Raw genomic sequence first — 12,765 nt, 5'->3', positions numbered from 1 at the left:
CGGCACCGCAGGCGGAACCGGCACCCCGGGCCGCGCCCGAGCCGAACGCACCGGAACGGCCCCCGCAGGCCGCTCAGCCCTCGGGACCGCCGGCGGACCGGATCGTCGCCGGCCTCGAGGAACCACCGCCAGACCCCTACGAGGACGGCGCGTCAGCCCCGCCGCCCGACGACGGCGGCTTCGGCCGAGCCGCCCGGAGCCAACCGGCCCAGAACGGTTCGGGGCAGGGCCGACCGAGCCAGGGCGGTCCGGCCCACAGCGCTCCAGACCAGGGAGGCACTGCCCCCTCCGCCGGGAACCCGCCCAGTGGCCACACGCCGTCCGGCGGTTCCGCCGGAGGTGCGAACCCGAGGGCCACGGGTGGTTCCTCGCTCATCGAGACGGAGCTCGGCGGAAAGGTCATCGAGGAGATCGAGCACGGCACCGCCTCGGAGCTCTAGGCTGCCGGGTCCTGACCGGGTGCCCCTTCGCGTGGCTCGGGGTCAGGGGCGCAGTGCTCGCAGTACCGTGTCGATGAGCTGGTCCACGTATGCGTGGGTCAGCGGACCGGTGCGCAGGAGCCAGCGGTGGTTGATCGGGCCGTTGATCAGGTCCACGGCGAGGTCGAGGTCGGCGTCTTCGGCGATCTGTCCGGCGTCCTGGCCCGAGCGCAGCCGGGCGCGGACCGCCTGGTTGTTGGGCTCGGTGAGCTGTTCCGCAACGGCTTGGGCGAACTCCTCGTCGTTCTGGATCTCCGCGGTGAAGGCCCGGGTGATCCGGTCCATCGCGGGGTCGGCGAACTCGTCGGCGGTCGCGCGGTACACGGTTTTGAGGTCGGCTGCCAGGTCACCGGTGTCGGGCAGCGGGGTTCCGGCCTCGGCGCCGGTGAGGCGGTGGAAGACGTCGAAGACCACGGCGGCCTTGGAGGGCCACCAGCGGTAGATGGTCTGTTTGCCGACCTTGGCACGGGCGGCGATGGCCTCCACAGTCAGTTTCGAGTACCCGACCTCACCCAGCAGTTCGATGGCGGCGTCGAGAATGGCGTTGCGCGCGCGTTGGCTGCGCCGACGGGGGTCGGGGGTCCGCCGGTCGTGATCATCGGTGTTGTCGGCCATGGCCCCACGATATCCGGGGAAAGATGACGAGACGTCTCGTCTTGATCCCCGGTGCGCCCGGGCGCGGGCCCGGTTCAGTCCGAGGGCCCGACGGGCCAGGCCCGCCCGCCTGGTGAGTCCAGCCACACCCGCTGGCCGCCGTCGGGGCCCAGGGCGAAGCCGAACCGGTCCGGCTCGGGCTCACCGAGTGCCGACCACTCCGCCAAGGCGTCCTCGATCTCGTCCCAGATGCTCCTGGGGCCGCCCTGCTCGATCATCCACGAGGTGCCGTAGGGGTAGATCCGCACCCAAGAATCAGTCCGGTGGTCGCACAGCCACAGCCCGGAACCCGTGCCGATCCACCTCCGCCGCATCCGCCAGTCCGGGACCATAACTGACAGTGCGAAGGCCGAGACGAAGGTGAGAACCGGGGCGACGGGGTCGGTCTGGGTGAGCCGGTACTCGTCCGGCTGCTGGCCCGCGTCCCGCACGGGCGGCGGTGTCGAACCGGGGGTGCGCAGGGGGACGAAGCCCACGCCACCGTGGAACCGGCCGAGTGCCGAACCCTCTTGGTCCAGTTCGAGCCGCATCAGTACCCCGGAGCTCTCCAACAGCCCCCACGGGCACACCACGACCCCGCCCTCAGCGAGTTGGTCGAGCCAGGCCTCGGGCACCCGGCGCACCCCGCACGCACTGGTGATCCGATCGTAGGGGGCCGAGGCCGGGTAGCCGCAGTATCCGTCGGCCAGGTGGAGGCTGGGCGACAGGCCGACGGCGTCGAGGGCATCTCGGGCCGAGTCCAGCAGGCGTCCGTCGACCTCGACGGAGGTCACCGCCGCGTCGCCCAGGAGTTGTGTGAGCAGTGCGGTGTTCCACCCCGTCCCGGTGCCGACCTCCAGAACCCGCTGCCCTGCGGCGAGGTCGGCCAGCTCCAGCATTCTCGCGACCACGGTCGGCGCCGAACTGCACGAAGTCGCGGCTTCGGTCTGCCGCGGCCTCGGTACCTCGGTCCCTTCGACCCTGGTGACGATGGCGTTGTCCGCGTAGACGGCGGCCAGCCACCGGTCGGGGTTGCCCGCGGCGTTCAAGGCGGCGCCGTGTGCGGACTGTGCCCCGTTCTCCGGGATGAACAGGTGGCGGGGCACGGAGCGGAAGGCGTCGACGAGTGCGGCGTCGGTCAGCGTGCCGTCCGCGATTATCGCCTCGATCAGAGCCGAGTTGCGCTCCCTGGCGGTCAACACGTCCTCAGTCCCCTGGTTGTTCTCGCGGTTCAAGACCGGTGTCGAAGGACACCGCGGGGCCGGTGGCCCCGCGGGACATCCTTTCAACCGACGGTGATTTTCGCGCTACCCTTCGCACTTTTTGCTGGTGAAATCAGGTCAACGGGGTCACCAAGTCCTCGTTGTGCGGTGGGTAGTCCACGTAGCCGCGCGGTCCGGACGTGTAGTGGAAGTCCTTCTCCCGAATCGGGGCCCACGGAACCCCGGCGGCCAGCCGTTCGACCACGTCCGGATTGGCGATGTAGGGGCGGCCCACCGACACCAGGTCGGCACGGCCCTGGGCGACGAGGGCGGTGGCGTTCTCCGGTGTGGTCGCCGCGTGCTCACCGGTATTGCCCACGAGCGTGCCCTCCCAGGCCCGGCGCGCTTCGGCGAGGGCGGGGTGGACGGGGTCCTCGGTGACGTGCAAGTAGGAGAGGCCGAGCGGAGAGATCTGGCGCAGCAGTTCCCGGTAGACGGGCACAGGGTCGTGCTCGACCATCTCGAACTGGCGGTTGCCTGGTGAGATGCGCAGCCCCACGCGTTCGGCGCCCACCGCGTCCGCCACCGCTTCGGTCACCTCGACGGCGAACCGGACCCGCCCCGTCACACCGCCTCCGTAGGCGTCGGTGCGCAGGTTGGTGTTGTCCGCCAGGAACTGGTGTGGAAGGTAGCCGTTGGCCCCGTGGATCTCGACCCCGTCGAACCCGGCCCGTACCGCGGCGCGGGCCGCGGCCGCGTAGTCGGCGACGGTCTCGGTGATCTCCCGCGTGGACAGGGCGCGCGGCACGACCGGTGTGACCTTGCCGTCCAGGGTGTGCACCGGGTCGGTCCGAGGCACGGCGGACGGCGCGACGGGGGTGCCGCCGTCGGGGCGGTTGTCCGGGTGCCCGCCGCGCCCCGCGTGCATGATCTGCGCGAAGATCCGGCCGCCCGAGGCGTGTACGGCGTCGGTGACGAGGCGCCACCCCGCGACCTGTTCCGCCGAGTACAGGCCCGGCTCGGTGCGGTACTGCTGGCCGGGAACGCTGGGCGAGATCCCCTCGGAGACGATGAGTCCCGCCCCGGCCCGCTGGGAGTAGTAGGAGGCCATGAGAGCACCGGGTGCCCCGTTCCGATCGGCGCGCAGACGGGTCATCGGGGCCATGACGACACGGTTCGGCAGGTGCAGTGTGCCTAGGTCGTAACTGTCGAGGAGCGGGTTCGAGGAGTTCTCTGTCGTGTTCATGGAGGAAGCGTAGAATTTGACATCAATGTCAGTTTCAATGGTTGGTGACGAGGAACACAGGAGGTGGATGTCGTGCGGGTCGGAGAACTGTCCGCCCGGAGCGGGGCGAGTGCGCGCTCCCTCCGCTACTACGAGGTACAGGGGCTGCTGACCTCCAGCCGTACCGCGGGCGGGCACCGGGAGTACGGCGAGGACGCGGTGGAACGGGTGGACCGCATCCGTTGCCTCCTGGACGCGGGCCTCGGCACCGCGGCCATCCGCGAACTGCTGCCTTGCATGTACGCGCAGGAACGCGGTGATCCGGCACCCGACCTGGTCGACTGGCTACGCCTCGAACGCTCTCGGGTGACAGAGGCGATCTGCGAACTGGAGCGCACCAGGGAATCCCTCGACCGGGTCATCGAGACCGCGGACAGGGCGTCCGCACTCAGGGGCGGCACGTCCGCACCGGGAGAGGCGGACCTGGGCGGGGGCGGCGCGGAGCCGGTCCGGCACGTGTGACACGGCCAGCCCGCCTTGGCCCGACCGGTTACCCTCACAGACAAGTGACACGTAGCGATGAACAGCACCAAGTGTGCGGCGAGGAGACGGCCGTGAACCCTGGCGGAATGGACATGCAGGCCCTGCTCCAGCAGGCCCAGCAGATGCAGCAGCAGCTTGCCGACGCCCAGCAGGCCCTGGAGGAGGCCAAGGTCGAGGGCAGCTCCGGCGGTGGCCTGGTCAAGGTCAAGCTGAGCGGGCGCGGCCAGGTCGAGGACATCACCGTCGACCCGAAGGCCGTTGACGTGGCCGACGCCGACGAGACCGCCCAGACCGTCGCGGACCTGGTCCTGGCGGCCATCCGTGACGCCGAAGCCCAGGTCGAGAACTTGCAGCAAGAGAAGATGGGACCGCTGGCCGAGGGACTCGGCGGTGGCATGCCCGGTGGCGGCATCCCCGGCCTCCCCGGTTTCTAGTTTCCGGTCCGGCCCGTAGGCTCCGGGGTCCGGCGACAGACAGCCACTGTTCGCGGTATCGCCGCCCCGGTGCCCGCGCGGCACCGGAGCGGTGCCGGACAGGCCACCCCGTGTGACCGGCCTGGGCAGTGCGCCGCACGTTTCGTCCCTTGTGACCTGCGCAGACTTCGCCAATGAGGACGCCCGCCGGGGCGCGGTCGAAAGAGGTCGCCACCCACCGATACGGTGGAGTGCGGGGAACAGGAGTGCCCCGCCGGGCCTTCGGCCCGGTTCCGACCACTTGGGTAGGCATGTACGAAGGCGCGGTACAGAATCTGATCGACGAGCTCGGGCGGCTGCCCGGCGTCGGTCCGAAAAGCGCTCAACGCATCGCCTTCCACCTGCTGTCCGCGGAGCACGCGGACGTCAAACGCCTGGTCAACGCACTCGTCGAGGTCAAGGAGCGGGTTCAGTTCTGCTCCGTCTGCGGCAACGTCGCCGAGGAGACCGAGTGCCGAATCTGCCGTGACGCCCGCCGAGACCTCGCGGTCATCTGCGTGGTCGAGGAGTCCAAGGACGTCATCGCCATCGAAAGAACCCGTGAGTTCCGGGGCCGCTACCACGTGCTCGGCGGCGCCATCAGCCCCATCGAGGGTGTGGGCCCCGACGACCTGCGGGTCAAGGAACTCATGACGCGCCTGGCGGACGGCCAGGTGTCCGAGCTCATCCTGGCGACCGACCCCAACTTGGAAGGGGAGGCCACCGCGACCTACCTGGCGCGGCTGGTCAAACCCATGGGCCTGAAAGTCACCCGGCTGGCCAGCGGGCTGCCCGTCGGCGGCGACCTCGAGTACGCCGACGAGGTCACTCTCGGCCGCGCTTTCGAGGGCCGCCGCAGCTTGGAGTTCTAGCTCACACTTCGCCGTAATCGGGGCGAAACATGAGTAACCTCCGTTCGAACGGGTAGGCCCGAGCGCTGGTGTGTCAAGACGCCACGCCCTCCCTCCGCAGGTCGGAGCGGGTGCGGCCGGTGTCTCTGGCTACACTCCATTGTTAATTGTCTTGATCCCAACTCCTCAGGAGCATCGATCGTGGCCCTAATCGTGCAGAAGTACGGTGGGTCTTCCGTGGCTGACGCGGAAGCCATCAAGCGAGTAGCCCAAAGGATCGTGGCTCAGAAAAAGGCGGGACATGACGTCGTGGTCGTCGTCTCCGCTATGGGCGACACGACCGACGAACTGCTGGACCTGGCCGAACAGGTCTCTCCGATGCCGCCGGCGCGCGAGCTCGACATGCTCGTCACCGCGGGTGAGCGTATGTCGATGGCCCTCGTGGCGATGGCCATCGAGAACCTCGGCTACGAGGCCCGCTCCTTCACCGGTTCCCAGGCCGGCGTCATCACCACGTCGTTGCACGGCAACGCCAAGATCATCGACGTGACACCCGGACGTATCCAGGAGGCCGTGGGCGAGGGCGCGATCTGTATCGTTGCCGGGTTCCAGGGTGTCTCCCAGGACACGAAGGACATCACGTCCCTGGGTCGTGGCGGTTCCGACACCACCGCGGTCGCTCTCGCCGGTGCGTTGAACGCTGACGCCTGCGAGATCTACAGCGACGTCGACGGCGTTTTCACCGCCGACCCGCGCGTCGTTCCCTCCGCTCAGCGGATCCCCCAGCTCTCCTACGAGGAGATGCTGGAGATGGCCGCCAGCGGGACGAAGATCCTGCACCTGCGGTGCGTCGAATACGCGCGTCAGTACAACATCCCCCTGCACGTCCGCTCGTCGTTCAGCCAGAAGCCCGGGACGTGGATCGTTTCGGAAGTCGAGGAAAGCGAAGGCATGGAACAGCCGATCATCTCCGGGGTCTCCCACGACCGGAGCGAAGCCAAGATCACCGTTGTCGGCGTCCCTGACAAGGTGGGTGAAGCCGCGACGGTCTTCAAGGCGCTCGCGGACGCAGAGATCAACATCGACATGATCGTGCAGAACGTGTCGGCGGTCTCGACCTCCCGCACGGACATCTCGTTCACCGTCCCGAAGGACTTCGGCAAGGAAGCCGTATCGGCCCTGAAGAAGGTCCAGGAGAAGGTCGGCTACGACTCCCTGCGCTACGACGACAAGATCGGCAAGGTCTCGCTGATCGGCGCTGGCATGCGCTCCTACCCGGGCGTCACCGCGCGATTCTTCGACGCCATCGCCTCCTCCGGTACCAACGTCGAGATGATCTCCACCTCGGAGATCCGCATCTCGGTGATCGTCGAGGAGGACCAGGTCGACGCGGCCGTGCAGGCCGCCCACAGTGAGTTCCAGCTCGACGCCGACCAGGTCGAGGCTGTCGTCTACGGAGGTACCGGCCGATGAGCAACCGTCTTCCCACCCTGGCCATCGTCGGCGCTACCGGCGCCGTCGGCACCGTCATGCGCGACATCCTCACCCAGCGTGAGAACGTGTGGGGCGAGATCCGCCTGATCGCCTCGGCGCGCAGCGCCGGCAAGGTTCTGAGCGTGCGCGGCGAGGACGTCGTCGTCCAGGCTCTGGCCCCTGAGGTCTTCGACGGCGTCGACGTCGCCATGTTCGACGTTCCGGACGAGGTATCCAAGGAGTGGGCGCCGGTCGCCGCCGCCCGCGGCGCGGTCGCCGTCGACAACTCCGGTGCCTTCCGCCTGGACTCCGACGTCCCGCTCGTGGTTCCCGAGGTCAACGCGGACCAGGTGCGCAACCGTCCGCGCGGCATCATCGCCAACCCGAACTGCACGACCCTGTCGATGATCGTGGCGATCGGTGCCCTGCACCGGACCTACGGTGTCAAGGACCTGGTCGTCTCCTCCTACCAGGCCGCTTCCGGCGCCGGCCAGGAGGGCATCGACGTCCTGCGCGACCAGATGGCCAAGGGCGCCGCGGACCGCACCCTCGGCGATAACGAGCGCGACATGCGCGCGGCCGTCGACGAGCTCGGCCCGTTCCCGGCGCCGCTGGCCTACAACGTCGTGCCGTGGGCGGGCTCGCTCAAGGACGACGGCTGGTCCTCCGAAGAGCTGAAGGTCCGCAACGAGTCCCGCAAGATTCTGGACCTGCCGGACCTGAAGGTCTCCGCGACCTGCGTCCGCGTCCCGGTCATCACCACGCACTCGCTGGTCGTGCACGCGACCTTCGACAGTGAGGTCGCCGCCGACGACGCCCGCAAGCTGCTGGGCGCCGCCGAGGGCGTCGAGGTCCTGGACGACCCCGCCAAGGGCGAGTTCCCGACCCCGAACGACGTCGTGGGCACCGACCCGACCTGGGTCGGCCGCATCCGGCAGTCCCTCGACGACCCGAAGTCGCTCGACCTCTTCCTGTGCGGGGACAACCTGCGCAAGGGCGCCGCGCTGAACACCGCGCAGATCGCCGAGGTCGTCGCCAAGGAGTTCACCCAGTAGAACGCCTGGGCCCGGCCCCGAGCTGGGAGTTTTGGGGGCGGCGGCCGGACCTGTACGAGGTCCGGCCGCCGCCCCTTGTCGTGTCCTGCGGATCAGCGCGGTCCAGGGGAAGGCGGATCAGTGCCGTCCGCGAGGTCGGGCCAGAGTCAGTTTGTAGAGGAGTCGACACTGTTCGGCCGAGCCGATCAGGTCGGAGGTCTCGACGGGGCGGTCGCCGCAGTAGTGGGTCCGTTCGACGACGAGGACGGGGACCCCGGGGGCGGAGTCGAGGAGGGTGGCCTCGGCGTCGCGCAGCGGACGGACCCCGACCTCTTCCACGACCCGGTCCACCGGGAAGCCGGAAGAGCTGAGCCGGTCCAGCGGGCCGGTGTCGACCGCGTCGAAGGGGGTGCGCAGGGTTCCTGCGGTGAGGACCGCCGGCTCCCAGGACCGGTGCAGGGTGACCGGCTGGTTGGCGGACAGTCCTCGATAGGTGGTCCGGTACACGGGGTCGCCGTCACGGAGGCGGAGCCGGGAGCTCAGCCGGGCCGTGCTCCGTTCCTGTTCGGTGCTGACCCGCTCCCGGGAGAGCCTGCCCAGGCCGGAGCCGGAGGTCGCGTCGGTCCGGGCCAGCCGGAAGACTTCGGGGACGGGGCGCACGAAGTACCCGGAGCCTGGCCTGGCCTCGACGAGGCCTTCGGTGACCAGGAGTCGGAGCGCGGTCCGGGAGATCTGCTCGCTCACTCGGTAGGCGCGGGCCAGTCGGGTGCGGGACGGGAGCCGGGTGCCGGGGGTCATTTCACCGTTGAGTATCGGCTCGCGCAGCTGCTCGGCGAGCCAGAGGTATCGGGGTTGCCTGACCACTGCTCACCCGACCTCTGTGCGCAGGTCCTTGGTCGCCGGGGTGGTTGCTCTGGCGGGACGCACGAGTCGGTGGTCCCGGGTGCCCGTGTCACCACCGTTTCCGGTGCCGATGCCGGGCCGGAGGGGGGGAGTGAACCTGCCAGATCGCCGAAGCTCGCCCATGGTTCCAGTAAAGCAGTGGAAAAGCCTGGTGGGGGGCGCTACCCGAAAGTAGTCAGTACTTGCCCGGTACCAGCCACGGAATCGGAAGTGCGCTGACGGGTGCGGGGAAACGCCCGAAACCGACGGAATGGACGTGCCCGTGCACCACAGATTATTACTCTGTGTTCCAGGGCAACCGCGTATTGCTTGGGGGAGTCATGATCACCAACCTGTCGGAGCTGACGGAGTCGGCGAAGCTGGCGGCGCTGGCGGACGGCGCCGACCGTGCCCTCGCGTGGATGAGCGGCATCACCGGCGTGCTGGTCCTGCTCGTGCTCCTCGCCGTCCTGGTCCTGGTGATCGCCGCAGTGGTCTCCGCGCTGGTCAACAGCGATACGTCGGGCGGCGGGAAGCTCCTGTGGGTCCTCTTCATCCTCTGGTTCCCGCTCTTCGGAGCGGTCGCCTGGTTCGTGGTCGGCAAGAAGGGCCACCTCAACCGCTTCCTCGGGATCGACAAGGGACGGGCTCGGCACACGGTCCCGACCAGCGTGGGGCAGCACAGCGACGCCGCACCCGACCAGACCGGCCTCGGGCACGCCTGAGCGTTGCCCGGGTAGTTCCGGCGCATGGGCCCCGGTTGGAGCCGGATGAACCGCTCAAACCGGGGCCCGCCGCTGCGCGGGGTGGCGGACTTGTCCACAGGCTGTGGACGGGTGCACGGCTCCGCACCCCCTCCGTCCGGTCAGCCCGGGGCGGCCTCGAAGTCGGCGAAGTCGAAGCCAGGTGAGACGAAGCAGCTGACCAGGGACTCCTCGCAGAGCGGCCGGGCGTGCTGCCAGGTATTGGCCGGAACCAGGACCTGGAGGTGTTCGCCTTCCTCGATCCCCGGACCCAGCACCAGGCCGTCGCCGGATTCCGGTGCGCCGCCTGTGCCGCCGAACTCCAGCCGCAGCGGGCCGCCCCGGTTGAAGACCCACACCTCGTCCGAGCGCACCCGGTGCCAGCGCGACTCCTCCCCGGGCGCCAACAGGAAGTGGATACCGGTGGCCGTGGGCCGGGGTCCCGGGTAGCCGTCCGGATGCACCTCCACCCTGGAGCGCCAGGTCCGGCGGTACCAGCCGCCCTCGGGATGGGGCAGCAGGTCCAGGGACTCAGCTGTCCGGGGGCGTTCTTCGAAGGCGTTGTAGCGGCCCGCCGGGTCCCGGCGCGGATGGCGCACCCCCACCACCGCCTGGCGGGGGACCGGTCCGTACACGTGTGGGAAGAGCACGTCGTCCGAGACCCCGGGTGGGGGAGCGGGGTCGGCGGCCTCCCAGCGCACCTCGGCGCCGACCGCTTCGGTGTCCACCACCAGCACGACCAGGGGTTCGGACGTCTCGGCGTAGAGCGTGTTGGCGACGGCCAGCATGGTGTGCTCGTCGGGTGAGGCGTGGAGGAACCCCTGAGTGCGCAGGGATTCGGCCTCGACGTCGCCGCCGCCCCGCCAGCGGGAGAGTTCGGTCAGGTGCAGTACGTGAGCCATGTACCGAGGCTAGAACGTTGAGCCGGCCCGGGTCTTTGGCCGGTGTGCGCAGGTGCGCGAAGATCCCCTATGACGAGCCCCCGGCAGGCGGCCGGGGTGGGGTGTCTTTTCGGCTGGATCCCCTATTGTCTGGCCACCTATCGGTGGATAGGAGTTCTCTATGGGCTGGGCCTTCTCTGTTGGTTGATGGTGCCCTCCTTTCCCGCCGCCCGATTGTGGCCGTCTCCGCTGCGCGCGTCAAGGTCGTCGCCGTCGAGCGCTTCGCGCGTCAACGGCGCTCCACCTTGACCCGCTCCGCTACGACGGCGGGTTGGCGGCTATCGGGAAAGGGGGACGGGTGGTCGAGGTCCGATCCCTTTCGGGCTTCGCCCGAAAACTGATTCTGTCGGCCTGGCGGCCGATGCCTGCCACGCCGCCGGAGCGTCGACGGGTCGGGTGTCGCGGCTGGCCAAGGTGGGAGGCGAACCCCGAACAGCGCGGCCTGCGGCCGGGTGGGCCACTGCGCCGGAGCCCACCGGTTGCGGGTGTCGCGGCCGGTCACTGTGCGCGGCGAACCCCTCCCGACGGGCCTTTTCCCGATGATCTTGCTACCAGTAGCAATTTCGGCGCCGAGATTGCTACTGGCAGCAAGATCATTCCCATGCTAGAACACATTTATCCGCTTTGCCTAAGAATGCACACAAGGCTGGTCGCTCCTTTCCCGGTGGCTTCTTCCCAGAGGAGGGAAATGTGGGTCAGTGTGGTCGGGTAAGGGTGTTATCACCTCCGGGATAGGTCCTTTCTGTGCCTTTCTTGATATCCTGGTGGTATGACTTCTTCTTTCGGGCAGTGCGGGAATGCGGCGGGCAATACGCCCGCCGTGTCCGCCATGGGTGCTGCCCGGGAGAAGATCACCGTGGAGATGGCGGAGGTGCCCCCGGCGGGTGCGGCCGGCCAGGTCCTGGATGTGATTTCTCAGGTGTTCGAGGACTTCGACCGGGCCCAGCTTGCGATACTGCTGCGCCTGGCGCAGCTGGAGGCGGCCGGGACCCTGCTGGAGGCGGGTGGGCAGAGGTCGGTGCAGAACTGGCTGATCCACTCGGTGGGGATGGCCCCCGTTGAGGCCAACGGGCGCGCCGAGCTGGCCCGCCGGTTGTTCGCCCAGGAGTTGCCCGCGACCCGGGAAGGCTTGGACTCTGGGTTGTTGTCGATTGGTGAGGCGGTGGCGGTGTGCAGGGCCGCTGATAAGGCGGTGGGGGCGCGCAACACTGGCCGCTACCCGGATGCTGGCCTCTTCCGGCGGATGGTGGAGGCCGGGATTCTGGCTTCCAAGGCCAGGGAGCCGTCGATGTCGACCTCCGACATCGCCCGGCTGGGTAGGGAGCTGCTGGCCCAGTACAACCCGGCGGTGGTGGAGGAGCAGTACCAGGCCGCCTTCGACGCCCGTGGTGCGCGTTTGGTGCGCACCTTTGATGGCACTCACCTGTTCGAGGCCTGGGGTCCGGGTGAGCACGCCGAGGAGCTTAGGTGTGTGCTCAAGGCCCACGAGTCGGACTATGACCCCGAGAGGCTGCACGTGTCGGCTTCGGAGCGGATGTATGACGCGTTCATGAACCTGGTCCGGTCCGCCTCCCACCCCACCGGGGACGGTGAGAGCGCTGAGGGTGCCGACGGTGCCCGGGGCGGGGACGGCCAGGGGAAGGGGCGCACGGGTCGCAAGCGTGCTGCGGTGGCGATGATCAACATCATGGTGCCCCTGCCCACCTTCCTCGGCCTCCAGGGCGAAGACGGCCCGGCTACGGGTGCGGGTCCGGCGATGACCCAGGACGGGCAGGTGGTCTCCATGGCCGCCATCCGTGCCCTGGCCCCCAACAGTGTGCTGCGCCGGATGATCACCTCCCCCAAGGGTGACCGGGTGTTGGACGTGGGCCGCACCCAGCGCGATGCCACGGGTGCTCTGCGGGATGCGGGGATGTTCGGTCACACCACCTGCGCCTGGTACCAGGGGTGCAACTTCCCGGCCAGCGGCTCAGAGGCCGACCACAAGCAGAGCTTCTCGGCCGGTGGGTCCACCAGCGCGGACAACATTCAGCCACTCTGCTCAGATCACAACCGGTTGAAGTATCGCCGGGAGACCAACCCGGAGGCCTCGATGTGGCAGGGTCGTCCCTCCCACCGCAACCGCAGCAACAAGGGGGAGGACTCGGACGGGGACCCGGAGCCAGCCCAACCCCCTTCCTGGAGTCACGGTCGCCCTCGTTTTTGACTCCAACTAGGGGGTTCACCACACACCCCACCCCAACCCGCCCCGGTGTTTCGCGCTGCCCACCGTGACCGGCCGCGACACCCTCAACCGGTGTGCTCCGG

General features: G+C 69.0%; 12 protein-coding genes and 1 pseudogene. 8 read left to right on the top strand and 5 right to left on the bottom strand.

Going from position 1 to position 12,765, the window contains the following annotated elements:
- A pseudogene (locus ACYVD1_RS33580) lies at positions 1–440 on the top strand (DNA polymerase III subunit gamma/tau); the annotation flags it as partial.
- Between the two features lie 42 nt (positions 441–482).
- On the opposite strand, the gene ACYVD1_RS33575 reads toward ACYVD1_RS33580, so the two are convergent.
- The 3 genes from ACYVD1_RS33575 to ACYVD1_RS33565 all read right to left on the bottom strand — a co-directional run bounded on the left by ACYVD1_RS33575 (position 483) and on the right by ACYVD1_RS33565 (position 3,560).
- Complete coding sequence (locus ACYVD1_RS33575) at positions 483–1,094, bottom strand: TetR/AcrR family transcriptional regulator (RefSeq protein ID WP_460757248.1); 612 nt, start codon at positions 1,092–1,094, stop codon at positions 483–485.
- 74 nt (positions 1,095–1,168) lie between these two features.
- Complete coding sequence (locus tag ACYVD1_RS33570; RefSeq protein WP_460778513.1) at positions 1,169–2,311, bottom strand: methyltransferase domain-containing protein; 1,143 nt, start codon at positions 2,309–2,311, stop codon at positions 1,169–1,171.
- Positions 2,312–2,447: 136 nt separating this feature from the next.
- Positions 2,448–3,560: an alkene reductase gene (locus tag ACYVD1_RS33565; protein WP_460757245.1), complete on the bottom strand. Its 1,113-nt coding sequence runs from the start codon at positions 3,558–3,560 to the stop codon at positions 2,448–2,450.
- A 72-nt stretch (positions 3,561–3,632) separates the two neighbouring features.
- On the opposite strand from ACYVD1_RS33565, the gene ACYVD1_RS33560 reads away from it, so the two are divergent.
- The 5 genes from ACYVD1_RS33560 (at position 3,633) to ACYVD1_RS33540 (ending at position 7,913) form a co-directional block, all read left to right on the top strand.
- A complete protein-coding gene (locus ACYVD1_RS33560; protein WP_460778511.1) occupies positions 3,633–4,061 on the top strand; it encodes a MerR family transcriptional regulator in 429 nt (142 codons plus the stop codon).
- A 107-nt stretch (positions 4,062–4,168) separates the two neighbouring features.
- Entirely contained in the window at positions 4,169–4,516 is a 348-nt protein-coding gene (locus ACYVD1_RS33555) for a YbaB/EbfC family nucleoid-associated protein (protein ID WP_460778512.1), read from the top strand.
- A 290-nt stretch (positions 4,517–4,806) separates the two neighbouring features.
- A complete protein-coding gene (recR, locus tag ACYVD1_RS33550; RefSeq protein ID WP_460778510.1) occupies positions 4,807–5,406 on the top strand; it encodes a recombination mediator RecR in 600 nt (199 codons plus the stop codon).
- A 180-nt stretch (positions 5,407–5,586) separates the two neighbouring features.
- The gene (locus tag ACYVD1_RS33545; RefSeq protein ID WP_460778508.1) at positions 5,587–6,858 is read left to right on the top strand and encodes an aspartate kinase; all 1,272 of its coding nucleotides are present in this window, start codon (positions 5,587–5,589) and stop codon (positions 6,856–6,858) included.
- Positions 6,855–7,913 carry an aspartate-semialdehyde dehydrogenase gene (locus ACYVD1_RS33540; RefSeq protein WP_460778507.1) on the top strand — a complete coding sequence of 353 codons (1,059 nt, stop codon included), beginning with the start codon at positions 6,855–6,857 and terminating at the stop codon, positions 7,911–7,913. The genes ACYVD1_RS33545 and ACYVD1_RS33540 overlap by 4 nt, the downstream gene beginning before the upstream one ends.
- A 117-nt stretch (positions 7,914–8,030) precedes the next feature.
- Here the strand turns inward: ACYVD1_RS33540 and ACYVD1_RS33535 are convergent, their stop codons facing one another.
- Positions 8,031–8,756 (bottom strand): GntR family transcriptional regulator, encoded by a 726-nt coding sequence (locus ACYVD1_RS33535; RefSeq protein WP_460778506.1) that lies wholly within the window; start codon positions 8,754–8,756, stop codon positions 8,031–8,033.
- Positions 8,757–9,115: 359 nt separating this feature from the next.
- Here ACYVD1_RS33535 and ACYVD1_RS33530 point away from each other — a divergent pair, with 359 nt between their 5' ends.
- Entirely contained in the window at positions 9,116–9,499 is a 384-nt protein-coding gene (locus ACYVD1_RS33530; protein WP_460778505.1) for a PLD nuclease N-terminal domain-containing protein, read from the top strand.
- Between the two features lie 140 nt (positions 9,500–9,639).
- Here the strand turns inward: ACYVD1_RS33530 and ACYVD1_RS33525 are convergent, their stop codons facing one another.
- Positions 9,640–10,419: a cupin domain-containing protein gene (locus ACYVD1_RS33525; RefSeq protein WP_460778504.1), complete on the bottom strand. Its 780-nt coding sequence runs from the start codon at positions 10,417–10,419 to the stop codon at positions 9,640–9,642.
- Between the two features lie 808 nt (positions 10,420–11,227).
- On the opposite strand from ACYVD1_RS33525, the gene ACYVD1_RS33520 reads away from it, so the two are divergent.
- Positions 11,228–12,664 carry an HNH endonuclease signature motif containing protein gene (locus ACYVD1_RS33520; RefSeq protein ID WP_460778503.1) on the top strand — a complete coding sequence of 479 codons (1,437 nt, stop codon included), beginning with the start codon at positions 11,228–11,230 and terminating at the stop codon, positions 12,662–12,664.
- Positions 12,665–12,765 lie beyond the last annotated feature (101 nt).

The sequence above is a fragment of the Nocardiopsis nanhaiensis genome (genome assembly GCF_054778635.1).
Note: the sequence above shows the minus strand (reverse complement) of the source record. Positions and strands in the feature narration are given on the sequence as shown.

Bases quoted from the DNA above. Each gene is read 5' to 3' on its own strand.
- ACYVD1_RS33525 (WP_460778504.1), bottom strand. From the start codon at position 10,419: ATGGCTCACGTACTGCACCTGACCGAACTCTCCCGCTGGCGGGGCGGC.
- ACYVD1_RS33520 (WP_460778503.1), top strand. From the start codon at position 11,228: ATGACTTCTTCTTTCGGGCAGTGCGGGAATGCGGCGGGCAATACGCCC.
- ACYVD1_RS33575 (WP_460757248.1), bottom strand. From the start codon at position 1,094: ATGGCCGACAACACCGATGATCACGACCGGCGGACCCCCGACCCCCGT.
- ACYVD1_RS33565 (WP_460757245.1), bottom strand. From the start codon at position 3,560: ATGAACACGACAGAGAACTCCTCGAACCCGCTCCTCGACAGTTACGAC.
- ACYVD1_RS33540 (WP_460778507.1), top strand. From the start codon at position 6,855: ATGAGCAACCGTCTTCCCACCCTGGCCATCGTCGGCGCTACCGGCGCC.
- ACYVD1_RS33530 (WP_460778505.1), top strand. From the start codon at position 9,116: ATGATCACCAACCTGTCGGAGCTGACGGAGTCGGCGAAGCTGGCGGCG.
- ACYVD1_RS33555 (WP_460778512.1), top strand. From the start codon at position 4,169: ATGGACATGCAGGCCCTGCTCCAGCAGGCCCAGCAGATGCAGCAGCAG.
- recR (WP_460778510.1), top strand. From the start codon at position 4,807: ATGTACGAAGGCGCGGTACAGAATCTGATCGACGAGCTCGGGCGGCTG.